A 23,354-nucleotide genomic window follows, 5' to 3' on the forward strand; every position below is an offset into this window, starting at 1 on the left:
CATAGGCATTCAGCAATCGATACTCATGGAGTTTTAGAGGGGCTGTTGTTGACAAACCTGGCTAGGTGGGATTGTCGAAGGCTCCTGGGGGTTGAGCGGCGGCCAGCGGCAGGCTGCGCCATTCCGCCACCACAAATGGCGGCACCGGCAGCTCCACAAACACCCCCGGCAGCACCAAGCGCAGGGGCCGGTCTTGGTGCAGGTCAGCCAGCAGGGGGGCCAGATCAAACTCGGCGGCGGCGGCGCGGCCATCACCCGCCAGCTGGGGATTGGCCAGGGTTACATCGGCCAGTTCCCAGCTGAAGTGACCGCTGCGCACCTGTAGGGAGGTGGGGTGATCTAGCCTCACCTTGCCGGGGTAGCCCACGATGCGCAGCTTCAGGGGGCCGCCCGGGGGGCCTTCGCGGTAAGCAACCACCTGCCAGCTCTGGTAGTCGAGGTCGCGCAGGCTCTCGAGGCTGCGCACCACCGGGGTGCCGTTTTCGTCGTTGTGGGCGTGCACCAGGGCCTGGGCCGGTGTGGGCAGGCTCAGCCAGAGCACAAGCGCCAGCAAGGGGGCCAGCAGCAGGGAAAGCAGGGGTTTCATGGTTGGCGCTCAGCGCCTGGAATCGCTTGCCAGTTGGTGTGGGTGGCCCACAGGGCCCAGATCGCCATGGCGCGCAAGTAGTGGCAGGCCCGGAAGGTGTTCACGCCAGTGATCGCCTCGGGGGTGCGGAACTGCAGGCCGCCGCTGTACACCTGCTCCACCACGGCGCCGGTGATGGCAAAGGCCGTGCTGGTCTCCCCCATCAGGCGGAAGTAGGCCGCTAGGCCGAAGTTGATGCCGGTCCATACCTCAAGGGGATGGGTGCCGTTGGGATCGAGCGGGGTGCCGTCGCGGCGCAGGCCGTTGGCTACCCCGAGCTTGCCGCCCTGGAAGCCCTCAAAGCACGACTCTTTAATCGCTTGGAGCGAACTGCTGGCGCGCTCATCCGCCACCACGGCGGGTAGTCCCAGCAGGCGGGCGTAGAAGTCGCCGCAGAGCTGGTCTGCCATCACCACCGGCGTGCCGCTCTCGGCATCGATTTTGTAAAACTCGCCGTTCCAGAGCAGCAGGTCGAAGTTGGCGCGCGACTGCTCCAGCCAGCCGCCCAGTAGGCGCTGTTCGCCGCTGGTGTCGAGCCCTAGCTCCAGTTGCAGCTGCTGGGCGATCGCCAGCCCCGCCTCCAAGGCGGCGATCCAGAGGGCGCCGCAGTAGGCACTGACACCCTTGAGCGGCCAGTCGTCGAAGGTTTGGTCGGGGGCGCCGCCGTTGTCGGGCAGGCCGTCGTTGTTGACGTCGAAAGTTTTGAGGTAGGTGAGGGCCTGGATAGCCGCCGGCCAGCACTCGGCCAGGAAGCCAAGGTCTGGGCCGCTGGGGGCGAGCTTGTAGGTGCGCCACACCTGGAGCACGTAGTCGCTGGCCAGGTCTTTCCAGAGATTGCAGTCTTGGTAGGCGGTGTAATTGGTGGCCTCAAACGGCCGCTCGTTGGGGGCACCCAGATCGTGGGGGGTGGCACCGGCCAGTTTGCGGGCGGCCTCCACCCGGCCCTTGCCCTGGGTGAAATACCAGCCGATCGGCCGCAGGGTGGCGTCGGCAGCGGGGATGGCGCGGGCGAAACTGCGCAGCACGGCTTTGTCGAGCTCGGGCCAGAGCTGCAGCAGGGCAAAGGAGCCGTAGAGCCGCACATCCAGGCTTTCGTACCAGGCGTAGTCGAGGCACTCGAGCACGCCAAACTGACCCACCGGATCGCCTGCAGCAGCGGCGGTCCAGAGGCTGCCGCCACTGGCTAGGTCGTAGAGCTCGTTGAACAGGGCCATCCGCAGCGGTTCGGGCAGATCGCTGCGCTCCAGCACCGGCTTTTGCCAGGCCTCGATCTGACTGCGCCAGTCGCGCCAGTCGCGCAGGGCCTCGGCGGCGATGGCGGCGGCGCTGGTGCCGCCGGCCTCTCCGCCAAAAAAATCGGTATAGCGGCGCAGGGCGCGGCTGCCGGTGGCGAAAGCCGTGACCGGCAGGTCCCAGCTGATCACAAGGGGGATCTCGATGCTGGCCCCCGGCTCCAGGCAGCACTTCACCGCCAGGGCGGCGCTGGCAGGGTCGCTATCGCCACTGCGGCGGTCGTTGTTGCTGTCGGGAATCGAGCCGTCGCGGGCGAAGGGTTCCCACAGCTCGGCGCCACTGCCGCTGGGATCCCAACGGCTGCAGCGCTGCACTTCGAGGTGGTCGGCGGTGGCGATGCACCACTGGCCCTGGCCCTCGGCGAGGGGGGTGGCGCGCTCACCATCAAGCAGCACCCCCTTGAGCCCCGGTTGCTCCACCCAGGTGTTGCGGTGGCCCTTGCTGCGGCCGATCGCGGGCACGTAGTTGTGCTCTGGGCTGCCGTCGTCTCGAAACGTGACTGCAGCTGTGGGATCTGTGTTGGTGAACCAGCCCGTGGTGTTGCGCCAGCTGAGCAGCAGGGAGAGATCGAGGGGCCGGTTGGTGGGGTTGGTGAGGGTCCAGACGAACACCGCCACCGGGTAGCTGGTGCGCTGGTAGTCGCCCGGCAGGATCGGACTGAAGGCTTCGCAGCTCACCTCGGCGGCAAAAATGCCCTCGTATTCGGTGCTGCTGATCGGGTAGCGGGCGGCGTAGGTGCCGGTGCGCTGCTTGGCGCTGCTGGCGGGATACCAGCTCCAGGCGCTCAGGGGTTCGCCGGCTGCGGGCCTGGAGGCATCGGCCTCAGGCTTCACCGCCAGGGCATGGGCGCGGCTCTGGTCGCCGTCGGTTTCAAATAGGGCGAACTGGCAGTCGGGCAAGTTGCCAAACCAATGCTCGCCGCCATCGAGGTGCCAGAGGTTGAAGGAGCCATCGGGGGCGCGGCCGATGCAGCCGGCGCCGAAGCCCCCCAGGGGCATGCCGTGGTTGGGGCCGTCGTCGAGGTTGCTGGCGTAGCGCACCGTGTAGGGCTGCTCCCAACCCAGGCCAAAGGCCCGGCTCCAGCTACTGCTGCCAGCGGTGGGAGCCCCGTTGCCCTTCAGCAGCGATGTGAGGGCTGAAAGGCCGAAGCGCGCCATGGGACCAGAAAAGGTGAGCCCAGCTTGTCAGAGGTCGCTGGCGGCTTGGACTGGGCTGCTCTGGCCTGGTCTGGTCTGGTCTAGGTTGTGATCGTTCTTGCGTTCTGGGCGAGATGACAACTCCTGCGGCCGCGGGCGGCGGTGGTCGTCGCACGGTCAACATGCTCGAGGCAAAGACCCACCTCTCGCGCCTGGTTGAGGCCATCGAAACCGGTGCGGCAACCGAGGTGGTGATCGCCCGCAATGGCAGGCCGGTGGCACGGCTCACCGCGCTTCAGGGGGCTGTGCGGCCGCGGCGTCTGGGGGTGGCCCGCGGACAGTTCACGGTTCCGGACTCGATCGATGCCGCCAATCCGCTGATCGCCGAGCTGTTTGAGCAGTCCTGATGCGCCTCCTGCTCGACACCCACACCTTTCTCTGGGCGATCAGCGATGAACCCAGGCTGGGGCCCCGCAGCCGCGATCTGATTACCGCCGAGGCCAGCAGCGTGCTGATCAGCCATGTATCGCTCTGGGAGATCGCCATCAAGCACTCCCTGGCCCGCAGCGACATGCCGCTCTCGGCCGCCCAGGCGATCCCATGGGCTCAGGAGTGCGGCTTCGAGCTCCTGCCGCTTGATCTTCCCCATCTGCTGACGCTTGAGCAGTTGCCCCTCCATCACCGCGATCCGTTTGACCGACTGCTCGTGGCCCAGTCGATCAGCGAATCGCTGCTGCTGGTGAGCGCCGATGGGGCGTTTCATGCCTATGGCTGCCCGCTGCAGGATGCCCGCCGCTGAAGGGGAGCTTGCGCAGCTGCTCAGTAGCCGCTATCCCAATGGCGATGGCCCTGGTGGCGGTTCTTCCTAACCTGAGCCGATGGCTGAGCCTGACATTCGCTGGATCCAACGGTTTGACAACTTCCAGCGCGCCCTGATGGTGCTGCAGCGCGGCGTGCAGCTGGCCCTGGAGCGGGATCTGAGCGAGCTGGAGCAGCAGGGTTTGATTCAGGGCTTCGAATTCACCCATGAGCTGGCCTGGAACCTTCTCAAGGATTATCTGCAATATCAGGGGATTGAGGCCATCACCGGTTCCCGGGATGCAACCAGGATTGCGTTTCGCAATGGCCTGATCAGTAACGGCGATACCTGGATGGAGATGATCAAGGCTCGTAATCAGTCGTCGCACACCTACAACCTTGAGCAGGCCCAGGTGATTGCTCACGCCGTGATCCACCGCTTCACACCAGCGTTCTGCAGCCTTCGCGATCGCTTCGCTGCTCTGCACGACGAGAGCAGGCCATGAGCCCAGAAGCTCTCACAGCAAAGCCGCAGCTCTTCGGCCTCACTGAGATGGCCCTGACGGCCATTCAAGAGGTACTGGCTGCCTATCCCGAGGTGGAGGAAGCAATTCTTTATGGCTCAAGGGCTCTGGGTCGCCATCGCCCTGCATCCGACATCGATCTCACCCTGGTGGGCCCCGCACTCAGCTCCGGGATCCTGGCCCGCATCGATGCCGATCTTGATGATTTGCTTCTCCCCTGGATCGTCGATCTCTCCTGCCTGAGTTCGATCAACCATCCAGCGCTGCTGGACCACATTGCGCGGGTGGGGCAGGTGCTCTATCGCCGCAGCCGTGCTCACCAGGGTTGACGAACCACTGCAGCGGCCCCAGGGCTCCTGGTGGGCTGGGGTCGCTGGCGCCTAGAAACCCCCATTCACCTCCTGATCCACCAGGGCGTCGAGGGTGACGGCGGAGCGCACCAGGGCTTGGTAGCGCTGCACCACGCGGCGGTTGCGTTCGATCCAATTGCCGGGATCGCCGCTGGGCAGGCCCGTGCCGTCGCCGGCCAGCAGCTCCAGGTCGTTTTGCTGGGCTAGCAGGGCCAGCACCAGGTCGTGGATGCGCTGGCGGCGGTCGCTCATGGCCAGGTCCGGTGGCACAGGCCGGCCATCATGGCTGCAGTGACCGTGGGGCGCCCTGGCTCAGCAGGCCGTGTTGGAGGTGGTCGGCACCGATGCCGGGGGGGTGGCTGCGCTGCCGGCCCGCAGCCTCGCCTTGGTGCGAGCTGCCCAGCTGCTGCTTGCCCCCCAGCGCTTGCTGAAGGAGCTTGTCCCTTGGTGGCAGGAGGAGCAGGGGGCCGGCCGCATCCCGGCGGGGAGCCCCTGCCCCCAGCTCCTGGCCAGCGACCAGCCGGAGCAGATTTTCGGCCCGCTGCAGCAGGCCCTGGCAGCGGGCCGGCCGGCGGTGCTGCTCGCTAGTGGCGACCCGCTTTGGTTTGGCATCGGCCGCTTGCTGCTGCAGCGCTTTCCGGCGGCCCAGCTGCGCTTTCATCCCGCCCCCTGCTCGCTGCAGCTGGCCTTTGCCCGCCTCGGCCGCCCCTGGCAGGATGCCAGCTGGATCAGCCTGCACGGCCGCGACCCCGAACCTCTGGCCGCCGCCCTGCAGAAGCGCCCCAGCGCCCTGGCGGTGCTCACCGACCCAAGCCGCGGCGGCGCCGAGGAGGTGCGGCGGATCCTGGCGGCCTCTGGCCTGGAGGCGGCCTATGCCTTCTGGCTGTGCGAGCGGCTGGGCCACCCCGAAGAGCGGGTGCAGCGGCTGGTGCCGGGGGCACCCCTGCCGATCGACTGCGATCCGCTGCACCTAGTGCTGTTGATCGCTGAGCCCCCGGCGGCGCCGGCTGATCCCGCTTCCCTACCCCTGTTTGGCCTTGAAGACGGCCTGTTTCTCCAGCACGACGATCGCCCCGGCTTGATGACCAAGCGGGAGGTGCGCATTCAGCTGCTGGCCGATTTGGAACTGCCCGAGCGCGGCGTGCTCTGGGATATCGGCGCCGGTGTGGGTTCGGTGGGGCTGGAGGCGCTGCGGCTGCGGCCTGGCCTGGAGCTCTGGGCCCTGGAGCGGCGTGGCGGCTCAGCGGCGCTGATCGCTGCTAATGCCGAGCGGCTGGGGGTGCGGCCGGTGGGTTTGCGCGAGGGCCGGGCCCCCGAGGCCCTGGCGGAGCTGCCCGATCCGGATCGGGTGCTGATCGGCGGCAGCGGCCGGGAGCGGGCGGCAGTGCTAGCTGCGGTGCTGCAGCGGCTGCGGCCTGGCGGCGTGGTGGTGATCCCCCTGGCCACGCTGGAAGCTTTGGCGGAGTTGCGGCCCCTGCTGGAGCAGGCAGGCTGCGCCGTGGCGGTGGCCCAGCATCAGGCCTGGCGGGGGGCGCCTTTGGCCGAAGGCACCCGCCTGGCGCCGCTCAATCCCGTGCTGGTGTTGAAGGGGCGGCTGCCAGCCGCTGCAGGTTGAGCAAGCGCTGCCAAAGCGCGGCCCGTGGGGCTTCGATCGCCAGCACCTGACGGCAGCGCTCCAGCCAGCCTTCACGCTGTTGCAGCCGCTCTAGGGCCTTGCCCAGATCGGTGCGGATTGCATCGCCATAAGCCTCTTCCGCCTTGGCCAGCGCCCGCTGCCAGATGGTTTGGGTCAGGGGTATGTGGGCCAGATCGATCAGATCACGGTTGAAGACTCCGTCGTCGTTCCAGCGGTCGGAATTGGCCAGCAGCTTGCTGCAGATGAGGTCGTTCAGCGTGAGGGAGGCAATGCCGCAGATCGCGTCTTCCTCGCTGGGCATCTCCAGGCTGATCCGGCCCTCCAGCACGATTTCCAGCTTGATGGCCACCCCCGCCACCACCACGCCTGCCCGGATGCCGTATTGGTCTGTGAGCGGTTCGCGGCTCTCCTCGAGGGGGTTTTGGGGATCCTTCCAAAGTGCCCTCAGGCTGTTGTCCCGCCGGATCAGCTGCCGCAATTCCCGGTAGCCCTGTCGGTCTGAGACGAGCAGATCCACATCCACCGACTGGCGGAACTCCCCGTAGCGCAGGGCAATGGCCGTGCCGCCGCCGAACAGGCAGTGGTGCTGCCGCAGGAGCTCCGCATTGAGCTGGTCCAGCAGGCCGGCGATCCGGTGGTGGTGCTCAAGCCGGAACATCAGCTTCCGGGATGGTGAGATTCAGCGCGGCGATCAGCTGGCGCTCGTTTGGCTGCAGCGGCTCCAGATCCAGTCGCCTGCGCTGGCGTGCATAGAGAGAGGCCGCTTCCGATGCGTTCAGGCTGCGGCTGCCCTGGACATGCAAGGCCAGCTGCTGCAGCAGGGGATAGGCAGCTAGCTCGATCTTTTCCGCTCTGGTTGCGGTTGGTGCTCCAGCTTCGGCATCTTCCGGACCCTCCAACTGGCCCAGGGACAGATCGAGGGCATCCAGCACATTCATCAGGGCCCCCAGCGTCACCGACGTTGCGCCCGTCTCGATGCGGTGCAGCGTCACCCTGGAGATCCCGCCCGCTGCCGCGGTGGCCATCGCACTGATACCAAGCGCCTTCCGTCGCCGCCGGATGCGCTCGCCGATGGCGCGCAGGCGCTGGGGGCAACGGCCCTGGGGGCTTGGGGCAGCGGCTGGCACAGGATCACCGGCTTGAATGTTTCCCATTCTGATCATCCAGTTGCCGCCTGCTACTGCTCAGGGGGCGTTCTGCCCCCCCCAGCGCCTCTATCCGCACCGGGCTACCCACCTGGATGCCCTGGGCTGCGGCCTGGCCGGCGGCTAGCTCCAGCACCCCATCCACTTGCTGGTCGGGGCCGTGGCTGCGGCAGGGCAGGTGCAGGCAGGGTTTGGTGTGGGCTTCGATCGCCACCACCCGGCCGCCCAGCACAAACAACATGTCGAGGGGCTCCGGGGTGCGGTGCATCCAGAAGCGAGCCAGCGAGGGTGGGCTGTAGGGGAACCACATGCCCCGTAATGGCGCTAGCTCCGGCCTCAGCTGCAGGCCCTTGCTCTGCTTCTCGGGGGTGTCGGCAACCTCCAGGGCGATGCAGCGATCAGGTGCCAGGCACCAGCGGGCTGTGATCGGCAGCCATTGGGGCGCCGGCGTGAAGCCGCACAGCAGGGCAGCCACCCCAGGCAGGGCCAGCCCCCAGCGGCATCTGGCCTTCATTCGCGGCTCTCAATCTGGGGTAGCCGCTCGCTCAGGCAGTAGCCCTGACCGCGGATCGTGTGGATCAGCCGCCGTTCGCCGCCCTCCTCCAGCTTCTGGCGCAGGTAGCGCACATAAACCTCAATCACGTTGCTGGTGGTGGCTTGATCGTCGTTCCACACCTGGCGCAGGATCAACTCCCGGCTCACCACGGTGCCCTTGCGCTCCAGCAGCAGCAGTAGCAGCTGGTATTCCCTAGCCGTTAGGCCCACGGGCCGTGCTCCCCGTTTCACTTGGCGGGTGCTGGGGTTCAGCACCAGATCGCCCACCTGCAGTAGCTGGGCCGGCACATTGGCGCGGCTTGTGAGATCTAGATGCAACCTCAGCCGCATCAGCAGGTCGCTGGGGCCGAGGCTCGAAAGCCAGAAGTCGTCTGCTCCTGAGCTGAGGCAGTCGACCCGCGCCTCCACCGTGTCGTCGCCCACATCCAGCAGCACCGGGATGGTGCCCCACTGCTCTCGCAGGGAGGCGATGCGGCCCGAATCGCCGCTGGAGAGCAGCACCGCATCCGGGTTTGCCCCAGCCGGCACAGGCTCCCTGCTGCACGAGTAGCCGGAAGCCTCCAGCCGTGGCGCTAGGGCCTCGGCCTCAGGGCCCAGTAGCAGGATGCGGGGATCGTTCATGGCGCTGTGCCGTTGCCGGGCTTGGCCACGTGGGGCAGGCCCCAACCCAATTTGTTGCGCAGCACCTGGAAAAACTCGTGGTCGGCCAGCCGCACGAAGCGCACGGGTTGCTCGCTGCGGCGCACCAGGATCCGGTCCTCCGGCCAGATGTAACAACCAGCGCTGCCATCCACCACCATCATCAGTCGCTCCGGCGTGGCGGGAAACACCGTCACCGGCTCGCGGTCGCTGAACACCAGGGCGCGCGAGGCCAGCGAATGGGGTGCGATCGGCGTGAGTTGCAGCACCGGGCAGTCGGGGGTGATCACTGGTCCGCCGGCGCTGAGGGCGTAGGCGGTGGAGCCGGTGGGAGTGGCCAGGATCACCCCGTCGGCGGCGATATCGACCGGCGCATGGCGGCCGATGGCGATTTCGAAGTGGCACATCGAGGTGAGCGGCTCGCGGTGCAGGGCCATTTCGTTGAGGCAGAGCACCTCCCAGCGCCGCTGTTCGCCGCGCATAACGCTGACGATCAGCATCGTGCGCTCCTCCACCGTCCACTCGCCGGAGAGCACCTGCTCCAGGGCCCCCTCCAGCTGGTGCAGATAGGCCTCCGCCAGAAAGCCCAGATGGCCGGTATTGACGGTGAGGATCGGGACGCCAACCGGAGCCGTTTGACGGGCGGCTGAAAGCACGGTGCCGTCGCCGCCCAGCACCACCGCCAGGCTTAGGTCCCGGTCGAAGCCCGCTGGCACGCAGGCCGCATAGCCTCGGGTGCGCAGGTGCTGGTCGGGGTTGGCAAAACCCACCATGCCGCCGGAGCTGCTAACCCGTACCACGCCGTAGCCAGCCGCCGTGAAGCGCGCCTCGATGGCATCGGCGGTGGACAGGGCGAGGTCCTTGCCGTCATTCACGATCAGTCCGACGCGGGGCACCGATCGGGAAGCGGAGAGCTGCCCGAGTTTATGGGGCTGCTACCAAACCGCCCAACTAAAACTGCTCCAGGAAGCGCAGATCGCTGGTGTAGAGGCGGCGAATGTCGTCGATGCCGTGGCGCACCATGCAGAAGCGCTCGACGCCCAGGCCAGCGGCAAAGCCGCTCCAGCGCTCGGGATCCAGGCCCATGCCGGTGAGCACGGCGGGGTCGACCATGCCGCAGCCCATCACCTCCAGCCAGCGACCACGCCACTGCACATCCACCTCGGCGCTGGGCTCGGTGAAGGGGAAGTAGCTGGCCCGAAAGCGCACCGGTAGGTCGCCAAAAAACTGCTGCAGAAAGGCCGTGACGGTGCCGCGCAGGTGGCTGAAATCCAAACCCTCATCAATCGCCAGCACCTCCACCTGGTGGAACACGGGCGAGTGGGTGGCATCCACGGCGTCGCGGCGATACACCCGCCCTGGGGCGATCACCCGCACCGGCGGTGGGTTGTTCTCCAGGTAGCGGATCTGCACGGGCGAGGTGTGGGTGCGCAGCAGCTGGCTATCGCCCAAATAAAAGGTGTCCTGCATGTCCCGGGCGGGGTGGTGCTCGGGGATGTTGAGGGCCGTGAAGTTGTAGTAATCGCTCTCGATCTCAGGCCCCTCCGATACCCGATATCCCAGGCCGGCAAAAATGTCGACGATCTCCTCGATCGTGCTGATCAGGGGGTGGCGATGGCCCGGCGGCGTGAAGCTGCAGGCCGCAGTGACGTCAATGGTTTCGCCGGCGAGACGCTCGGCCATGGCGGCGCTTTTCACGGCCGTAAGTCGTTCGCCAAGGAGCGCCTGCACCTGCTCTTTGAGCACGTTGGCCCTTTGGCCGATCAGGGGCCGCTCCTCGCCAGGCAGCTTGCCCATGGCGCCGAGCACGCCAGAAAGGCGACCCTTCTTGCCGAGCAGTCCCACTCGAAGTTCTTCCAGTTCAGCAGCGGTGCTGGCGGTGGAGATCTCTGCTGCAGCCTGGCTTTCCAGCGCCTGGAGCTGGTCGGTGAGCTGCTGCAGGGAAACGGTGGCGCTCACGGCAGGGGCGGAGGGATTGCTGACTGTAAGGAGCCACCCCAGTTACGTTGCGGCTAGATGGCGTTAGGCCCGATGGCACCGCTCAAGATCCTGATCAGCAACGACGACGGGGTCTTCGCTGAAGGCATTCGCACTCTGGCCAATGCGGCCCTGGCCCGCGGCCACCAGGTGAGTGTGGTGTGTCCCGACCAGGAGCGCTCCGCTACGGGCCACGGTCTCACCCTGCAAACCCCCATCCGGGCGGAGCGGGCTGATGAGTTATTTGATGATGGCGTCCAGGCCTGGGCCTGCAGCGGCACCCCCTCCGACTGCGTCAAACTCGCCCTGTTTTCCTTGCTGGATGAGTGGCCGGATCTGGTGCTCTCCGGCATCAACCACGGTCCAAACCTGGGCACCGACGTGCTCTATTCCGGCACGGTGAGTGCGGCGATGGAGGGCACGATTGAGGGCCTTCCCGCCCTGGCAGTAAGCAGTGCCGACTTTCAGTGGCGCCAATTTGCGCCAGCGGCCCGCCTCGCCCTCGATGTGACTGAGCGGATGCTGGCCGAGGGCTGGCCGAGCAACATGTTGCTCAACCTCAATGTGCCGCCCCGGCCGGCAGAGGCGATTGGACCGCTGCGCTGGTGCAATTCAGCGGTGCGTCGCTACACCGACCAGTTTGAGCAGCGGGTAGACCCCCGCGGCCGCAGCTACTACTGGCTGGCGGGGGAGGTGGTCAACGATCTGGAGGCCCAGGTGTCGGGGCCGGCGGCCTGGCCCACCGATGTGGCCCAGATCAATGCCGGTGGGGTCTCGCTGACGCCGCTCCAACCGGACATCTTCTGGCGCGGTCGCACGGCCGATCTGCCGGTTTGGTGAGCCGCCGTTAATCAGGTTGTGCGGTAAACCCGCTGCAGCAGCCAAAGGCTGATCCAGAGCCCGATCAGGTGGGCAAACAGCACCTGGGTGTTGCCCAGCACGGCCAGCATCTCGATTGAGGTGATCGGTAGACCGATCACTCGCCCAGCCACGCCAGGGGTCGACTGGATCTGGGCACCGAAGAAGCCAGGCACCTGTTGGGAGGCCTGCACGAACAGGCTGCCGGCCAGCGATTGATAGCCCAGCACCGCCAGGGTGATGCCGGCCAGGTCGGCCAGCACGCCCCGCTTGATCAGCCGAGAGGTTTCACCCTTGCTGGGCCGCACCGGCGAATTGAGGGCCCGGCCGCAGCGCACCACCAGCCAGCTCTGCCAGATGCACCAGAGCAGCAGCAGGAAGGCGATGGTGGTGAGTGAGATGCCAGGCCCCAGCCCCAGGGCCCGGGCTGAATTGGCCGCCAGGCGGCCACCGATGTTGTTGAAAAGCAGCACCCCAACCACCACCACCCCCAGCACCACCTGGGACCAAAGCCGAATCCAGCCCAGGCGCCGCAATGCCGCGGCGATTAGCTGCAGGTCGAGGCGGTCAGCCATTCAGCCATCCAGATGGGTATCCCAAAGGTGCCATGGGAGGATCGATTTGGCTCCCGTTGCCTTTGGGTTCCGTAGCGTTGATACCCCTGCGATCCCCCCAGGAGGCCCTGCGCCCCACGGCCATCGCCCTCGGCAGCTTTGATGGCTTGCACCAGGGCCACCGCCGCGTGATCGCGGCGGTTACCGCTGCCCCGGGCAGCGAACAGGCGGCAATCGCCACGGTGGTGAGCTTCTGGCCCCATCCGCGCGAGGTGCTGCACGGCGAGGCGCGCTTGCGGCTCGACCTGCCCGCCGAAAAGCTGCATCTGCTGGAGCCCCTGGGCATTGAGCAGCTGGTGCTGGTGCCCTTCAGCCGGGAGCTGGCCGCCCTCAGCCCCGAGGCCTTCGTGGAGCAGGTGCTGGTGGGCCAGCTGGCGGCCCAGCGGGTCGCCGTGGGTGACAACTTCCGCTTCGGGGCCGGCCGCAGCGGCGACAGTCAGGCCCTGGCGGAGATTGGTGCCCGTCACGGCATCGAGGTGCAGGTGCTGCCGATGCTCTGGGATGGCGAGGAGCGGGTGAGCAGCAGCCGCATCCGCCGGGCCCTAGGTGCCGGAGATCTGGCGGAGGCCCGCCGCTTGCTGGAGCGTCCCTATCGCTTCAGCGGCCGGGTGGTGCGTGGCCGCGGGCTTGGTAAAACGCTGGGCTGGCCCACCGCCAACCTGCAGGTAGATGGCCGCAAGTTTTTGCCGCTGGAGGGGGTTTATGCGGCGACCGCGTCTGTGGAAGGTGGGGCCATGCTGCCGGCGGTGATGAACCTCGGCCCCCAGCCCACGGTGGATCCCACCGCCCCTTCGGCGGTCGAGGTGCACCTGCTCGATCGGCAGCTGGAGCTTGAGGGATTGGAGCTGGTGGTGGAGCCGCTGCAACTGCTGCGCCGCCAGCAAACCTTCGCCAGCTTTGAGCAGCTCGCAGCCCAGATTGCGGCCGATGCCCAGCTGGCCCGCGCCTTAAGCGCTGGGATAGGCGTGGGTGAGACCCCAGCCAATGAAGGTGGCAATCCCGCCGAGCAGCAGAATCCCTGAAATCAGCACCAGCATCGGGCTGTCGGTATTGCCCCGATTTGGATTGCCTGGCTCGCCTGCCATTGGCCCCTGTGTGATGGATCCCACCCTAGACAGCTCCTCCAGCCCAGCCCGCGATCGGCTGCTCGATGCCAACCTCGATCGGGCACGCGAGGGCTTGCGGGTGCTGGAAGATTGGGCCCGCTTTGGCCTCGATCGGGGCGATCTGGTGGTGCGCACCAAGGACATGCGCCAGCGGCTGGGCCGGTTGCATCGCGATGCCTACAAATTCGCTCGCCACACCGCCACCGATCCGGCCGCGGGCCTTGGCCATCCAGCCCAAGCGGAGCGATCCAGTACCAGCGCCGTGGTGGGCGCCAACGCCGGCCGGGTGCAGGAGGCTTTGCGAGTGCTGGAGGAATTTGGGCGCAGCAGCGATCCCCTGCTGGCGGAGGAGGCCTCAGCTCTGCGCTATCTGCTCTACGACCTGGAGGTGGATCTGTTGCAGGCCTGTCGTCTGGCTGCTGCTGGCGGGGCTGGCCGCCGTGAGCTGCTGGCCAGCTGCCGGCTCTATTTAGTTACCTCGCCGGTGCCCGACCTGGAGGGGGTGGTGGCCGCCGCCCTGGGGGCCGGGGTGCGCCTGGTGCAATACCGCGCCAAGGAGGCCGCCGGTCTCGATGACTTGCAAAAACTCAGCCAGGCCCGGGCCCTGCGCCAGCTCTGCGCCGCCCATGGCGCTCTGTTTTTGGTGAATGACCGCATTGATATCGCCCTGGCTGTGGAGGCCGACGGGGTGCACCTGGGCCAGGGGGATCTGCCGCCGGCGGTGGCTCGCCAGCTGCTGGGCCCCGATCGATTGATTGGCCGCAGCACCCATGCCCTGGACCAGCTGCAGCAGGCGGTCAGCGATGGCTGCGACTACCTCGGCGTCGGCCCGGTGCAGGCCACCCCCACCAAGCCCGGCCGGGAGCCGGTGGGGCTCGATTACGTGCGCCAGGCCGCGGCGGCTAGTCCGCTCCCCTTCTTTGCCATTGGCGGGCTCGATGCTAGCAAGGTGGCGGCGGTGCGGGCTGCTGGAGCCCAGCGGATTGCGGTGGTGCGGGCGATCACCGAGGCGGTTGATCCAGCTGCCGCCACCGCTGAGCTGCTGGCAGCACTTGAGGTGCCGGCTTCGTGATCAGGCTGCAGGTAAACGGCGATCAGCGAGCCTGCTCAGCCGGGCTCAACTTGGAACAGGCCCTGCTGGAACTGGGCTACAAGCCCCGCTTGGTGGTGGTGGAGTTCAACGGCACGATCCTGCCCAGACAGGCCTGGCCCACCCAGCCGGTGGTGGAATCCGATGTGCTGGAAGTGGTCACCATTGTGGGCGGTGGTTCCTAGATTCCGACCAATCGCTTCCAGCGCCTTGGCGCTTTCTACCCGTCTGGTTTTGCGGCGCTGCTTCAGCTTGTTGGCCGTGCCGATGTTGGTCCTGAGTCTGTTGGTGGTGCATCCCAGCCCCAGCTGGGCCGCCAGTGGCGGCCGCATCGGTGGCGGTAGCTTCCGCTCGGCCCCCTCGATGCCGAGAAGCTATGGCGGCGGTGGCTACAGAGGTGGTGGCGGCTTCAACAGCGGCTACCGCGGTGGCTACGGGGGTGGGGGCATCGGCTTTCCCTTCCTGATTCCAATGTTTGGTTTCGGTGGCGGCGGCCTGTTTGGCTTCCTTGTGCTGATGGCCGTGGGAGGACTGCTAGTTAATGCAGTGCGAGGTGGCGGGGGTGGCGGCCAGGGGCCAGCAATTTCCGGCAGCCGCGGCGATCTGGTGGGCGGCGGCCGCCCCGATGGCCCGGTCACGATCAGCCAGCTGCAGGTTGGGCTGCTGGCATCGGCCCGCCAGCTTCAAACAGATCTGCGCCGTCTCGCTGGCAGCGCCGACACCAGCCATGCGGCTGGCCTCCAAGCCCTGCTTCAGGAGACCACCTTGGCCCTGCTGCGCCACCCCGATCTCTGGGTCTATGCCAATTCAGAGGTGGGTCAGGTGCCTTTCGCTAGTGCCGAATCCACCTTCAATCGCCTCTCAATGACCGAGCGCAGCAAGTTGCAGCGCGAGGTCACCACCAATGTGGGCGGCAAGCGCTTTAGCGATGACAGCGTGGCTGCAGGAGACAGCGATGCCAGTAGCGATTTCATCGCCGTCACCCTGCTGGTGGCAAGCCGCAGCCGGCTTGCGCTCAAGGGTTCGGGCAGTGCCGATCAAGTGCGCGATTCGCTGCAGCAGCTCGGTGCCGTCGGTGCCGCTGACCTGCTGGCCATCGAGGTGATCTGGCAGCCGGAAGGGGCCGGCGAAGTGCTGAGCACCGAAGAACTGCTAACGGCCTACCCCCAGCTCCAACACCTCTAGGACTGCTGTCCTGGTTCGAGTCCCAAACGGCGAGGGGAGATCTTTGCCTTTCCCCTTGCCCATGGCTGGCTAGCTACCCACACTGCGCTGAACGTCAGTTGGTTTGATGCTGCGTCGTTCGCCAACTTGGGTAAACACAGCGGTGCTGCTGCAGGCCATCGAGCGCTACGAGCAGGGACTCTTGCCCCGCTCGATGCAGCTTTGGATCCAAGCGGTGCTCGAGATTGAGCAGCCCGGTTCAACTCCCCTGCGTCCTGGCTGCTGAGCGCCCAGGCCCGCAGCCCAGGATACGCAGGGCTGCCATGGCGGCGCCATAGCCGTTGTCGATATTGACCACCGTGAGCCCTGGGGCGCAACTAGCCAACATGCCGTGCAGGGCGGCCACGCCACCGGCACTTACGCCGTAGCCCACCGCCACCGGCACGCCGATCACCGGCTGGGGCAGCAGCCCGGCCAGCACGGTGGGCAGGGCTCCCTCCATGCCAGCGCAGGCGATCAGCACATCGGCATGTCGCAGGTCTTCGAGCCGCTCCAGCAGCCGGTGCAGCCCCGCCACGCCCACATCCAGCACCAGCTCGGTGGCGATGCCATGGCAGGCCAGGGCCAGCTGGGCCTCGGCCGCCACCGGCAAATCGCTGGTGCCGCCGCTCAGCACCGCTACCCGCCCCAGCCTGGAATCCTGGCTTGCTAAGAGGCCGGCGCTGAGACAGCGGGCCTGGGGATGGTGCTGCAGAAGCCAGGCCTCCCCTCGCTCCGGCCCAAGTAGTGCTGCCACGGCTGCCGCCTTCTCAGGGGAGATGCGGGTCACAAGCGCCAGCTCTCCTGCGCCCTGCAGCTCCTCCAGGATCCGGCCGATCTGCTCGGCACTTTTGTGCTCGCCCCAGATCGCCTCCACCATCCCCAGCCGCTGGCGGCGGCCAAGGTCGAGCCGATGCTCCGGGCTGCCGCTCATAGCCGCTCCCAAACCATCTCAACAATGGCCGGTGTCACCCAGAGGCTGGCGTGCTGCTGGCCCCATGCCAGTTCGGCCTCCAGGTCGGCCTGCTCCGCGGCGCTCCAGAGGCCGGCGGTGGCCAGCTGCGCTGGGTAGCTAGTGAGAAAGTCAATCAACCACTGGGCTTTTGGATGGTCAGTGGGGGAGCAGGCCATCAGGCTGGAGCTATGGAGCAGCCGAAAGCCGCGGGCCTCCAGCAGCTGCGGCAGGCGCTGGGCCACGTTTGGGTCGCCGCCGTGAGCCCACCAGTGCTGGATGCAGCGGGCCGCAAACTTCGCCAGCTGGTCGCCTTTGGGGTGTAGGGCGAAGGTTTCCCACTTGATGTACTCGTGCAGCACCAGCCGGCCGCCCGGCCGCAGGGCCGCGGCCAGCCGATCCAGCAATGGCTCCAGCCTGGGCAGAAACATCGCCACCCAGCGGCACCAGGCCCCATCCAGGCTGCCCGTTTCCAGTGCCCTATCCAGCGCACTGGCTGGGTCCAGGTCCTGGGCCAGATCCCCCAGCTGGGGCATCACTTGCAACAGCTGCCGCTGCTGGCACTGCTGGCGCAGGTGCTCGAGGTAGGCCGGGGCACTGTCGATCGCCAATACCTGGCCATGGCCCCCCACCCGCTCGGCCAGGTCCAGGCTGGCGAAACCCGGTCCGCAGCCGACGTCGAGCAAGCGCTGGCCAGGGCCGAAGCCGGCCCGATCCCAGCCGGCCAGCATTTCTGGGCGCCAGATCTGGTGCTGGCGCTCCAGTCGGCCGCGCTCTTCGGCATGGCTGCCGAGCACATAGGTGGCCTGGTTGGCTCTGATGCGGCTCATGGCGGCAGCAGCTCACCTTCAAACACCAGCGGGAAGGGGTTGCCTTGCGATTGGCCGGTGGCCGCCTGGGCCAGCTGCTCGAAGCGCTCCTGCACCGCCTGCACCGCTTGCGGCGGAATCGCCTTCCAGTGCTCGCGATCGATCCAGCGGATCAGCAGGGTGCCCTCCTCGGTGGCGGGATCCCAGACCAGCTGGCGATCGAGAAAGCCCTCCTGCTGGGCCAGCCAGGGTTCCCAGCTGCCCCGTTCCGCCTCAAGCCAGGCCTGGCGGCCCTCGGCCGGCACCTTTAGGCGCAGGTGTTCCACCACCACCACGTCGTAGGAGCCATCGGGCTCTGCAAAGGCCGCGTGCACCGCGCCGGCTTGGCTGGAGAGCAGCACCAGGGTCATCCCCAGAAGCAATATCGATCTCACAAACTTAGAAAAGCTGGAGTGCCAGAGGCGGCTCACGGCTTTTGCAGCAGCACCACGGCGTGGCAAGAGATGCCCTCTTCGCGGCCTTCAGGCCCCAGCTGTTCGTTGGTGGTGGCTTTGACACCCACCTGATCGGCTGCCAGGCCCATGCGCGCCGCGATGGCAGAGCGCATCGCGGCGATGTGGGGCTTGAGCTTGGGCCGCTCGGCCACTAGCACTGAATCCACATTCACGACGCTCCAACCCCGCTCCATCACCAGGGCCACTACCTGCTCCAGCAGCTCCAGGCTGTCGGCCCCCTGCCACTGCGGGTCGTCCGGTGGGAAATACAGGCCGATGTCGCCTAGGGAAAGGGCCCCCAGCAGGGCGTCCATGATTGCGTGCACCAGCACGTCGGCATCGCTGTGGCCATCAAGCCCCAGGCCGGCGGGATGCTCCAGCTGCTGGCCGCCCAGAATCAGCGCCCGACCGGGCACCAGCCGGTGGATGTCGTAGCCATTGCCGATGCGCAGCTGCATGGTGTGGAGGTGCTTGGTCTCAGTCTCCCCTAGCCCTGGGTCTACACCAAGACTCCATCTCACCCAGGCCCCAGCACCTGCAGCTGATTGCCCTCTCGGCCCAGCACGGTCACGGCCGCACCCGGGCTGAGGGCTTGGCTGCTGCCCAGGTTGACGGCGCTCCAGCTCTGGCCGTGCCAGCGAACCCGACCCGTATCGCTGCCGTTGAAGCCACTGAGCACCGTGGCGGTTTCCGCTGGCGGCAGGCTGCGGTGCCGCTGCCGTGCCGACCAGCGCCGCAGAGCCAGCACCCCCAGGCCGCTGAGGCCCGCCAGTAGGCCTAGCTGCAGCAGGGGCGGCAGGGGTATCCAGGCCGTCACCACTGACAACACCAGGGCCACCACCGCCGCCGGCAATAGCCCATCCACCTCGGCGCCCGCCAGGGCAAGCAGCAGCAGCCCGGTGGCCAGCAGCAGCCAGAGGAGCGACACGGGAGCCATGGCGGCGCGGCGGGTGGGGGTGGTTCAGCCCGCCCATGCTGACTAGCGTTGGCATCTCATGCTCGGATTCCTGCCGTGGAAGCTCTGCTCTCCCTGCCCGCCTTGGTGCTGATGGCCCTGCTGGGGGTGAGCAGCGTCAAGGTCACCAGCGGCGGCCAGTCGCGCTTGGTGGAGCGCCTTGGCAAGTACGACCGCCAGCTGCAGCCGGGCCTCTCCTTGGTGCTGCCGGTGCTGGAGAAGGTGGTGAGCCACGAATCGCTCAAGGAGCGGGTGCTCGATATTCCGCCCCAGCAGTGCATCACCCGCGACAACGTCGGCATCGAGGTGGATGCGGTTGTGTATTGGCAGCTGCTCGAGCACGCACGCGCCTACTACGCCGTCGACAATCTGCAGGCGGCCATGGTGAACCTGGTGCTCACCCAGATCCGGGCCGAGATGGGCAAGCTCGACCTCGACCAAACCTTCACCACCCGCCAGGAGGTGAATGAGGTGCTGATGAAGGAGCTGGATCAGGCCACCGATCCCTGGGGCGTGAAGGTGACTCGGGTGGAATTGCGCGATATCCAGCCATCCCGTGGCGTGCAGCAGGCGATGGAGCAGCAGATGACAGCTGAGCGGGAGAAGCGGGCGGCCATTTTGCGTTCGGAAGGCGAGCGCGACTCCCAGGTAAATGCGGCCCGGGGCCGGGCTGAAGCCCTGCTGCTGGACGCCGAAGCCCAGGCCAAGCAGCAGACCCTGCTGGCTCAGGCCAGGGCCGATGCGGCCAGTCGGCTGGCCGAGGCGATGCAGGCCAACCCCCAGGCCGCCGAGGCGATGCGTTTGTTGCTGGCCGGCGACTGGATGGCCATGGGCGAGCAGATGGCTCAGGCGCCTGGAGGCAGTGTGCTGATGGTGGACCCCCAGAGCCCTGCTGCCCTACTTACCGCGTTGCGGGGTCTGCAGCAGGGGCAGGGTTGAGGGTAGGGGTGCGGGGGCAGCAGCATCGCCACAGGGGCATCAAATTTGTGAAGCCCCATCAGCTTCATGGCGGTCTATTAACTCAGCAGGGATAAGTAAATCATTTCTGATATCTATGGCGAGTGCTCAAGGCTATTTCTATGAGACTGACTAATGCCTTCAGAGCAGGCATTGGCATTGCAAGTGCAACTTTTTTGGTGTGATGGCTTACATCCAGATTCTAAATTCGGATCAATTCATGGGGGTTATTTTGATCTCTAGTGGTGTCGTGGTTGTAAACCTCTCGGGAGCGGTGCCCGCTGAGATGCCTATGCCGCCTGGCTCATGACATCCAGTCGCTCCATTGCCATAAAGTTGCATCAAGGGTGATTCATACTTTAATTTCCAAGTTATTCAATTACAAATTGCAAAATGACAACCAGTCAGTCGTCAGCGGTGTGGAACGGCAATCTGATGGAAGGTTCAGGCATGATGCGGTTGGGTGAGGGCGGCTATGAAGGGCCCTTCACAAAAGCCTCACGGTTTGAAACTGGTGATGGAACAAATCCTGAGGAACTGATCGGCGCGGCGCACGCGGGATATTTTTCAATGTTTTTGTCTGCAATCCTTTCCGAGAGTGGATTTCCGCCAGTAGAGATTCGCACTACTGCAAAAGTGCATCTGGGTGAAGGACCAGCGATCACACTCATCGAACTCGAGACTGAAGCCATCGTTCCCGGTTGCAGTGAAAAGGTCTTTCTTGACCACGCCGATAAGGCAAAGGCCGGCTGTCCGGTGTCCAAAGCCCTGTCCGCAGTTCCCATGACTATGTCCGCCCGTTTGTCGATGTAGCGGAGTCGCATAAGCCAGGTCGTTTAGTTGATTGGTCTCCTCTCCTACCTAACGGCGTTCTCATGCAGCAGATCTAGGTACTTCAACCGCTGGCCAAGCTGGGATTAAATTCAGCGCAAGGTCAGCTGGTGGCAGTAAGTTGATTGAAGTGATCGTTGTTTGTTTTTATGGCAAAGTCCGTAGGAGTCTTGCTTTCATTGGGGATCGCGTTGTTTCCGCCGGTGCTGGCCCATGACAGTCATGACCGCTCTGCCCAGGGGGTAATGCTGCAAACCCTGGCAAGTGGCAATCAACTGGAGTCTTTAGGGCCTGGGGTCACGGTGCAAACCCTTACCCGCAGCGATCGGTCCTGGAATGGGGCGCTCCTACCGCCGCTGTCTGCAACCCAGCCGGAGGTGCACGTTCTGCGAATGACGATACCTCCGGGTGTGACGTTGAAGCTTCACAAGCACCCGGTTATTCACGCGGGCGTGCTGTTGCAGGGCAGGTTGCGCCTTGAGACCAAGGACGGTGCCACCCAGCTGCTGGAGCCTGGTGAGGCGGTGATTGAAGTTGTCAATAATGCGCACCGAAGCGTGAGTCTCGGCCCAGATCCTGCGGTGCTAATCATTGTTTTCGTCGGCCCACTAGGTCAGGCCATCACCCTTCCTGCGTCCCACTAAGAAGCCGCTTAATGAGCAAGACGACTGCGTAAGGATGGGGAACGGATGTGCGGCCAGGGGCGTCTTTCAACTCTTGGCACACCACCCTCTCCACTAGCGGCAGGTTACCGTTTTCCTAGCCTGGGCCAAGGTGATGAAGGCCAGAAGCTAGCTGCCTAGAGAGCAGTGGCTCCTTGGGCTTTTGCTCTTCCCGGCTTACGAAAAGTGTCACTCACTATGACAGGTCAAGCTAAAGCAAGTTAGACGTGCGAAGATCAGAAGGAAATAAACTAGGGATCACAACAAATGATCAAAAGCTACCCATTAAAGGCCGTCCATGCTCTGCGCAAGTGCGGAATATCTTTGTCCACAATTGCCAACTCATGTCTTGTTGGCGCCCTCGTAGCTGTGGCAACCACCAGTGCTGCAAGAGCTGGTGATTCATCAATAGGGTTTCAAGCCTTCGGTATGAGGCATGTTGGCACCTGGGTCGGGACTGGTGTTTACTCAACTGATTTTCCGGGAGTTGCCAAAAAGGGGGAGAAGTTCACTACTACGTCTACATGCAGTTGGACCGCAGGCAGATCGGCCATCCTTTGCCAGGGCGTTGAGGGAGTCGAACGAAAGGAGAATGGCGTACAACTCATTTATTGGGACCCTGCAAAGAAAAGTCTTCGAATGACCTTGGTAGATTCTGGTGGAAACTTTGACCAAGGAATTGGCTCAATAGATGGTGACAATCTTTTATGGAAAAGTGTCGGAAATTTCGCCGATGGGCGTCCAGTTAAGTTCGAATGGAAAACAGCTTTTAGCGATGATGGCAATACAATGATCCATTCAGGATTTATAACTGTTGATGGTGCAAGAAGTTATTTCTCCTACGCCGTCAAGCGAGTGGTCAAATAGTTAAATAGTCAGGATTTTCATTCCAGCCACTAGCGGAGTCTAAATAGCTATAGGTGGTCATGTCCGTCCATGAGCTGCGCTGGATTGCCTGAGTTGAGATCATCCAAAATACTCTTCGCTGTTGGCAAAAAGTTACTTCGGGCTCAGCGTTAGAAATTTGTTTGGCAATGCCACTCGGCTACCATCTTAAGATAGAGAATTTTATCTTGACGCCAAAGGACGAGGTGTCTTTCGAGAAGTCGTTTCTCCCTAAAAAATAACATCACTAGCAAATCAGCAGATGCACTTGCCATGCCATCGAGCCGAGCGATGGGAGGAAAGATGATTAGAAGGGTGGGTTTGAGAGGTCGGAAGCCTAGTTGGGCATGAAAATCTTAACTCTTAAGTTTCTGCGCTATTTCCAATGCACTTCTAATGTTGCCATAGTTGTTTGAAATTCATAAAGAATAGCCCAACTTATTTGCCTTTGTGGACAAAGCTTGTTGTCAGCTCTTTGATGCTGCTACTTCTGTTGGTGGCTTCTTCATGTCTATTGATATCGTGGAGAACTCCGACTATTGTAGGCGCCCTTGATTGAGTGCGAGTATGGGCAACTGTATGGCTATTTAAATCTGGCTAGGCAATCTCAATTGGCATTAAGTTTAGCCTTGGCTAAGATGGGCCGCTAAAGGCCTCGGTTGCCAATTGGGCTTCTTGTAATGGCTCCAATTGGGTTTTCTGTTGTAGCGCTCGAGTCTTCATTTGTTGGAGCATGGTTTGGTCCTCGGCCACATAATAGCGGGTCTTGATGATGTGAATATCGTAAAACAATCGATTGTTTAACTTGGCTTAGCTGCTATGGGCTTAGCCTGCGCATTAATATGTGGGACTTGGCTAGATTCATGCTCTCTCTGACCCTGCTGGGGGCAGCGGCGGCGGTAGGGATCGATCCGACGAATATTCGAGCTGCACTGCGGTGCCGATTGCGCAGGCCATCAACATTCCACCCGCCTGTCCCAGCACCTCGTAGTCCACCCGCACCCCCACAACGGCATAGGCTCCCAGCAATCGAGCGCGCCTGCCTAGTTCCTGCAGGGCCATCTCTCGGGCCCGCTCCAGCGTGACCTCGTAGGAGCGGGCCCGGCCGCCGATTAGGTCCCGGATTGAGGCCAGGATGTCGCGAAAGATATTGGCTCCCAATATTGTTTCGCCGTGCACCAGGCCCAGGTAGCGCCGTATCGGCTGGCCTTCTAGGCTGGAGGTGGTGCTGAGCAGCATTGGTGTTTTCTCAGCCGGGGG

General features: G+C 64.7%; 31 protein-coding genes. 15 read left to right on the plus strand and 16 right to left on the minus strand.

What is annotated here, in order from left to right:
* Window positions 1-61: 61 nt before the first annotated feature.
* Together U9970_RS02555 and U9970_RS02560 are read right to left on the minus strand one after the other, a co-directional pair.
* Complete coding sequence (locus U9970_RS02555) at window positions 62-586, minus strand: DUF3122 domain-containing protein (protein ID WP_322765163.1); 525 nt, start codon at window positions 584-586, stop codon at window positions 62-64.
* A complete protein-coding gene (locus U9970_RS02560) occupies window positions 583-3,075 on the minus strand; it encodes a GH116 family glycosyl hydrolase (protein WP_322765164.1) in 2,493 nt (830 codons plus the stop codon). The genes U9970_RS02555 and U9970_RS02560 overlap by 4 nt, the downstream gene beginning before the upstream one ends.
* A 113-nt stretch (window positions 3,076-3,188) precedes the next feature.
* On the opposite strand from U9970_RS02560, the gene U9970_RS02565 reads away from it, so the two are divergent.
* The 4 genes from U9970_RS02565 (at window position 3,189) to U9970_RS02580 (ending at window position 4,705) form a co-directional block, all read left to right on the plus strand.
* Window positions 3,189-3,461 (plus strand): type II toxin-antitoxin system Phd/YefM family antitoxin, encoded by a 273-nt coding sequence (locus U9970_RS02565; RefSeq protein ID WP_322765165.1) that lies wholly within the window; start codon window positions 3,189-3,191, stop codon window positions 3,459-3,461.
* On the plus strand, window positions 3,461-3,853 hold the full coding sequence (locus tag U9970_RS02570; protein WP_322765166.1) for a type II toxin-antitoxin system VapC family toxin: 393 nt from the start codon (window positions 3,461-3,463) through the stop codon (window positions 3,851-3,853). The genes U9970_RS02565 and U9970_RS02570 overlap by 1 nt, the downstream gene beginning before the upstream one ends.
* Window positions 3,854-3,932: 79 nt before the next feature.
* Complete coding sequence (locus U9970_RS02575; protein ID WP_322765167.1) at window positions 3,933-4,358, plus strand: nucleotidyltransferase substrate binding protein; 426 nt, start codon at window positions 3,933-3,935, stop codon at window positions 4,356-4,358.
* Window positions 4,355-4,705 (plus strand): nucleotidyltransferase family protein, encoded by a 351-nt coding sequence (locus tag U9970_RS02580; RefSeq protein ID WP_322765168.1) that lies wholly within the window; start codon window positions 4,355-4,357, stop codon window positions 4,703-4,705. The genes U9970_RS02575 and U9970_RS02580 overlap by 4 nt, the downstream gene beginning before the upstream one ends.
* A gap of 51 nt (window positions 4,706-4,756) precedes the next feature.
* Here the strand turns inward: U9970_RS02580 and U9970_RS02585 are convergent, their stop codons facing one another.
* Window positions 4,757-4,978: a hypothetical protein gene (locus U9970_RS02585; protein ID WP_322765169.1), complete on the minus strand. Its 222-nt coding sequence runs from the start codon at window positions 4,976-4,978 to the stop codon at window positions 4,757-4,759.
* Window positions 4,979-5,048: 70 nt separating this feature from the next.
* On the opposite strand from U9970_RS02585, the gene cbiE reads away from it, so the two are divergent.
* On the plus strand, window positions 5,049-6,341 hold the full coding sequence (gene cbiE, locus U9970_RS02590) for a precorrin-6y C5,15-methyltransferase (decarboxylating) subunit CbiE (protein ID WP_322765170.1): 1,293 nt from the start codon (window positions 5,049-5,051) through the stop codon (window positions 6,339-6,341).
* Here the strand turns inward: cbiE and U9970_RS02595 are convergent.
* From U9970_RS02595 to pheS, 6 genes are read right to left on the minus strand one after another with little or no spacing between them, the layout of a single operon-like run.
* Entirely contained in the window at window positions 6,292-7,020 is a 729-nt protein-coding gene (locus tag U9970_RS02595) for a nucleotidyl transferase AbiEii/AbiGii toxin family protein (RefSeq protein WP_322765171.1), read from the minus strand. The two genes, cbiE and U9970_RS02595, sit on opposite strands and share 50 nt — an antisense overlap.
* Window positions 7,007-7,516, minus strand: coding sequence for a helix-turn-helix domain-containing protein (locus U9970_RS02600; RefSeq protein WP_322765172.1), 510 nt, complete (start codon window positions 7,514-7,516; stop codon window positions 7,007-7,009). Before U9970_RS02600 ends, U9970_RS02595 begins: the two co-directional genes overlap by 14 nt.
* Window positions 7,494-8,021 carry a DUF192 domain-containing protein gene (locus U9970_RS02605; protein ID WP_322765173.1) on the minus strand — a complete coding sequence of 176 codons (528 nt, stop codon included), beginning with the start codon at window positions 8,019-8,021 and terminating at the stop codon, window positions 7,494-7,496. The genes U9970_RS02600 and U9970_RS02605 overlap by 23 nt, the downstream gene beginning before the upstream one ends.
* Window positions 8,018-8,683 (minus strand): winged helix-turn-helix transcriptional regulator, encoded by a 666-nt coding sequence (locus tag U9970_RS02610; protein ID WP_322765174.1) that lies wholly within the window; start codon window positions 8,681-8,683, stop codon window positions 8,018-8,020. The genes U9970_RS02605 and U9970_RS02610 overlap by 4 nt, the downstream gene beginning before the upstream one ends.
* Entirely contained in the window at window positions 8,680-9,597 is a 918-nt protein-coding gene (locus U9970_RS02615) for an NAD(+) kinase (protein ID WP_322765175.1), read from the minus strand. Before U9970_RS02615 ends, U9970_RS02610 begins: the two co-directional genes overlap by 4 nt.
* 55 nt (window positions 9,598-9,652) lie before the next feature.
* Window positions 9,653-10,660 (minus strand): phenylalanine--tRNA ligase subunit alpha, encoded by a 1,008-nt coding sequence (gene pheS / locus U9970_RS02620; RefSeq protein ID WP_322765176.1) that lies wholly within the window; start codon window positions 10,658-10,660, stop codon window positions 9,653-9,655.
* A gap of 72 nt (window positions 10,661-10,732) precedes the next feature.
* On the opposite strand from pheS, the gene surE reads away from it, so the two are divergent.
* The gene (gene surE / locus U9970_RS02625) at window positions 10,733-11,518 is read left to right on the plus strand and encodes a 5'/3'-nucleotidase SurE (protein ID WP_322765993.1); all 786 of its coding nucleotides are present in this window, start codon (window positions 10,733-10,735) and stop codon (window positions 11,516-11,518) included.
* A gap of 11 nt (window positions 11,519-11,529) precedes the next feature.
* On the opposite strand, the gene U9970_RS02630 is transcribed toward surE, so the two are convergent.
* On the minus strand, window positions 11,530-12,111 hold the full coding sequence (locus U9970_RS02630; protein WP_254959717.1) for a DUF3611 family protein: 582 nt from the start codon (window positions 12,109-12,111) through the stop codon (window positions 11,530-11,532).
* A 77-nt stretch (window positions 12,112-12,188) separates the two neighbouring features.
* On the opposite strand from U9970_RS02630, the gene U9970_RS02635 reads away from it, so the two are divergent.
* The 5 genes from U9970_RS02635 to U9970_RS02655 all read left to right on the plus strand — a co-directional run bounded on the left by U9970_RS02635 (window position 12,189) and on the right by U9970_RS02655 (window position 15,796).
* Window positions 12,189-13,172 carry a bifunctional riboflavin kinase/FAD synthetase gene (locus tag U9970_RS02635; protein WP_322765994.1) on the plus strand — a complete coding sequence of 328 codons (984 nt, stop codon included), beginning with the start codon at window positions 12,189-12,191 and terminating at the stop codon, window positions 13,170-13,172.
* A gap of 76 nt (window positions 13,173-13,248) precedes the next feature.
* Window positions 13,249-14,328, plus strand: a complete 1,080-nt coding sequence (locus U9970_RS02640; protein WP_322765177.1) for a thiamine phosphate synthase — start codon at window positions 13,249-13,251, stop codon at window positions 14,326-14,328.
* A complete protein-coding gene (gene thiS / locus U9970_RS02645) occupies window positions 14,328-14,531 on the plus strand; it encodes a sulfur carrier protein ThiS (protein ID WP_254937815.1) in 204 nt (67 codons plus the stop codon). The genes U9970_RS02640 and thiS overlap by 1 nt, the downstream gene beginning before the upstream one ends.
* Window positions 14,532-14,541: 10 nt before the next feature.
* The gene (locus tag U9970_RS02650) at window positions 14,542-15,531 is read left to right on the plus strand and encodes a DUF1517 domain-containing protein (protein WP_407653100.1); all 990 of its coding nucleotides are present in this window, start codon (window positions 14,542-14,544) and stop codon (window positions 15,529-15,531) included.
* A gap of 106 nt (window positions 15,532-15,637) precedes the next feature.
* A complete protein-coding gene (locus tag U9970_RS02655; RefSeq protein WP_254937779.1) occupies window positions 15,638-15,796 on the plus strand; it encodes a hypothetical protein in 159 nt (52 codons plus the stop codon).
* Here U9970_RS02655 and larB read toward each other — a convergent pair.
* Genes larB through U9970_RS02680 form a run of 5 tightly spaced genes read right to left on the minus strand, consistent with a single transcriptional unit; the run spans window position 15,770 to window position 18,741 of the window.
* Window positions 15,770-16,483 (minus strand): nickel pincer cofactor biosynthesis protein LarB, encoded by a 714-nt coding sequence (gene larB, locus U9970_RS02660; protein WP_322765178.1) that lies wholly within the window; start codon window positions 16,481-16,483, stop codon window positions 15,770-15,772. The genes U9970_RS02655 and larB overlap by 27 nt on opposite strands.
* Window positions 16,480-17,331 carry a class I SAM-dependent methyltransferase gene (locus U9970_RS02665; protein WP_322765179.1) on the minus strand — a complete coding sequence of 284 codons (852 nt, stop codon included), beginning with the start codon at window positions 17,329-17,331 and terminating at the stop codon, window positions 16,480-16,482. The genes larB and U9970_RS02665 overlap by 4 nt, the downstream gene beginning before the upstream one ends.
* On the minus strand, window positions 17,328-17,720 hold the full coding sequence (locus U9970_RS02670; protein ID WP_322765180.1) for a TIGR03792 family protein: 393 nt from the start codon (window positions 17,718-17,720) through the stop codon (window positions 17,328-17,330). Before U9970_RS02670 ends, U9970_RS02665 begins: the two co-directional genes overlap by 4 nt.
* Window positions 17,721-17,776: 56 nt before the next feature.
* Complete coding sequence (ispF, locus tag U9970_RS02675) at window positions 17,777-18,262, minus strand: 2-C-methyl-D-erythritol 2,4-cyclodiphosphate synthase (RefSeq protein WP_322765181.1); 486 nt, start codon at window positions 18,260-18,262, stop codon at window positions 17,777-17,779.
* Window positions 18,263-18,321: 59 nt separating this feature from the next.
* Window positions 18,322-18,741, minus strand: a complete 420-nt coding sequence (locus U9970_RS02680) for an NfeD family protein (protein WP_322765182.1) — start codon at window positions 18,739-18,741, stop codon at window positions 18,322-18,324.
* Window positions 18,742-18,816: 75 nt separating this feature from the next.
* Here U9970_RS02680 and U9970_RS02685 point away from each other — a divergent pair, with 75 nt between their 5' ends.
* The 4 genes from U9970_RS02685 (at window position 18,817) to U9970_RS02700 (ending at window position 22,076) form a co-directional block, all read left to right on the plus strand.
* Window positions 18,817-19,698, plus strand: coding sequence for an SPFH domain-containing protein (locus U9970_RS02685; RefSeq protein ID WP_254937788.1), 882 nt, complete (start codon window positions 18,817-18,819; stop codon window positions 19,696-19,698).
* A gap of 411 nt (window positions 19,699-20,109) precedes the next feature.
* Window positions 20,110-20,529, plus strand: coding sequence for an OsmC family peroxiredoxin (locus U9970_RS02690; protein ID WP_322765183.1), 420 nt, complete (start codon window positions 20,110-20,112; stop codon window positions 20,527-20,529).
* 167 nt (window positions 20,530-20,696) lie between these two features.
* Window positions 20,697-21,191: a cupin domain-containing protein gene (locus tag U9970_RS02695; RefSeq protein ID WP_322765184.1), complete on the plus strand. Its 495-nt coding sequence runs from the start codon at window positions 20,697-20,699 to the stop codon at window positions 21,189-21,191.
* Between the two features lie 285 nt (window positions 21,192-21,476).
* Window positions 21,477-22,076: a hypothetical protein gene (locus U9970_RS02700; protein WP_322765185.1), complete on the plus strand. Its 600-nt coding sequence runs from the start codon at window positions 21,477-21,479 to the stop codon at window positions 22,074-22,076.
* 879 nt (window positions 22,077-22,955) lie between these two features.
* On the opposite strand, the gene U9970_RS02705 is transcribed toward U9970_RS02700, so the two are convergent.
* Complete coding sequence (locus U9970_RS02705) at window positions 22,956-23,333, minus strand: heavy metal-binding domain-containing protein (protein WP_322765186.1); 378 nt, start codon at window positions 23,331-23,333, stop codon at window positions 22,956-22,958.
* Window positions 23,334-23,354 lie beyond the last annotated feature (21 nt).

The organism is Cyanobium usitatum str. Tous, from assembly GCF_963920485.1.
GTDB lineage: Bacteria > Cyanobacteriota > Cyanobacteriia > PCC-6307 > Cyanobiaceae > Cyanobium_A > Cyanobium_A usitatum_A.

Coding starts and splice junctions, on each gene's coding strand:
- U9970_RS02555 (WP_322765163.1), bottom strand. CDS start 586: ATGAAACCCCTGCTTTCCCTGCTGCTGGCCCCCTTGCTGGCGCTTGTG.
- U9970_RS02560 (WP_322765164.1), bottom strand. CDS start 3,075: ATGGCGCGCTTCGGCCTTTCAGCCCTCACATCGCTGCTGAAGGGCAAC.
- U9970_RS02565 (WP_322765165.1), top strand. CDS start 3,189: ATGACAACTCCTGCGGCCGCGGGCGGCGGTGGTCGTCGCACGGTCAAC.
- U9970_RS02570 (WP_322765166.1), top strand. CDS start 3,461: ATGCGCCTCCTGCTCGACACCCACACCTTTCTCTGGGCGATCAGCGAT.
- U9970_RS02575 (WP_322765167.1), top strand. CDS start 3,933: ATGGCTGAGCCTGACATTCGCTGGATCCAACGGTTTGACAACTTCCAG.
- U9970_RS02580 (WP_322765168.1), top strand. CDS start 4,355: ATGAGCCCAGAAGCTCTCACAGCAAAGCCGCAGCTCTTCGGCCTCACT.
- U9970_RS02585 (WP_322765169.1), bottom strand. CDS start 4,978: ATGAGCGACCGCCGCCAGCGCATCCACGACCTGGTGCTGGCCCTGCTA.
- U9970_RS02595 (WP_322765171.1), bottom strand. CDS start 7,020: ATGTTCCGGCTTGAGCACCACCACCGGATCGCCGGCCTGCTGGACCAG.
- U9970_RS02600 (WP_322765172.1), bottom strand. CDS start 7,516: ATGGGAAACATTCAAGCCGGTGATCCTGTGCCAGCCGCTGCCCCAAGC.
- U9970_RS02605 (WP_322765173.1), bottom strand. CDS start 8,021: ATGAAGGCCAGATGCCGCTGGGGGCTGGCCCTGCCTGGGGTGGCTGCC.
- U9970_RS02610 (WP_322765174.1), bottom strand. CDS start 8,683: ATGAACGATCCCCGCATCCTGCTACTGGGCCCTGAGGCCGAGGCCCTA.
- surE (WP_322765993.1), top strand. CDS start 10,733: ATGGCACCGCTCAAGATCCTGATCAGCAACGACGACGGGGTCTTCGCT.
- U9970_RS02630 (WP_254959717.1), bottom strand. CDS start 12,111: ATGGCTGACCGCCTCGACCTGCAGCTAATCGCCGCGGCATTGCGGCGC.
- U9970_RS02640 (WP_322765177.1), top strand. CDS start 13,249: ATGGATCCCACCCTAGACAGCTCCTCCAGCCCAGCCCGCGATCGGCTG.
- U9970_RS02655 (WP_254937779.1), top strand. CDS start 15,638: ATGCTGCGTCGTTCGCCAACTTGGGTAAACACAGCGGTGCTGCTGCAG.
- larB (WP_322765178.1), bottom strand. CDS start 16,483: ATGAGCGGCAGCCCGGAGCATCGGCTCGACCTTGGCCGCCGCCAGCGG.
- U9970_RS02665 (WP_322765179.1), bottom strand. CDS start 17,331: ATGAGCCGCATCAGAGCCAACCAGGCCACCTATGTGCTCGGCAGCCAT.
- U9970_RS02670 (WP_322765180.1), bottom strand. CDS start 17,720: ATGACCCTGGTGCTGCTCTCCAGCCAAGCCGGCGCGGTGCACGCGGCC.
- ispF (WP_322765181.1), bottom strand. CDS start 18,262: ATGCAGCTGCGCATCGGCAATGGCTACGACATCCACCGGCTGGTGCCC.
- U9970_RS02680 (WP_322765182.1), bottom strand. CDS start 18,741: ATGGCTCCCGTGTCGCTCCTCTGGCTGCTGCTGGCCACCGGGCTGCTG.
- U9970_RS02690 (WP_322765183.1), top strand. CDS start 20,110: ATGACAACCAGTCAGTCGTCAGCGGTGTGGAACGGCAATCTGATGGAA.
- U9970_RS02695 (WP_322765184.1), top strand. CDS start 20,697: ATGGCAAAGTCCGTAGGAGTCTTGCTTTCATTGGGGATCGCGTTGTTT.
- U9970_RS02700 (WP_322765185.1), top strand. CDS start 21,477: ATGATCAAAAGCTACCCATTAAAGGCCGTCCATGCTCTGCGCAAGTGC.
- U9970_RS02705 (WP_322765186.1), bottom strand. CDS start 23,333: ATGCTGCTCAGCACCACCTCCAGCCTAGAAGGCCAGCCGATACGGCGC.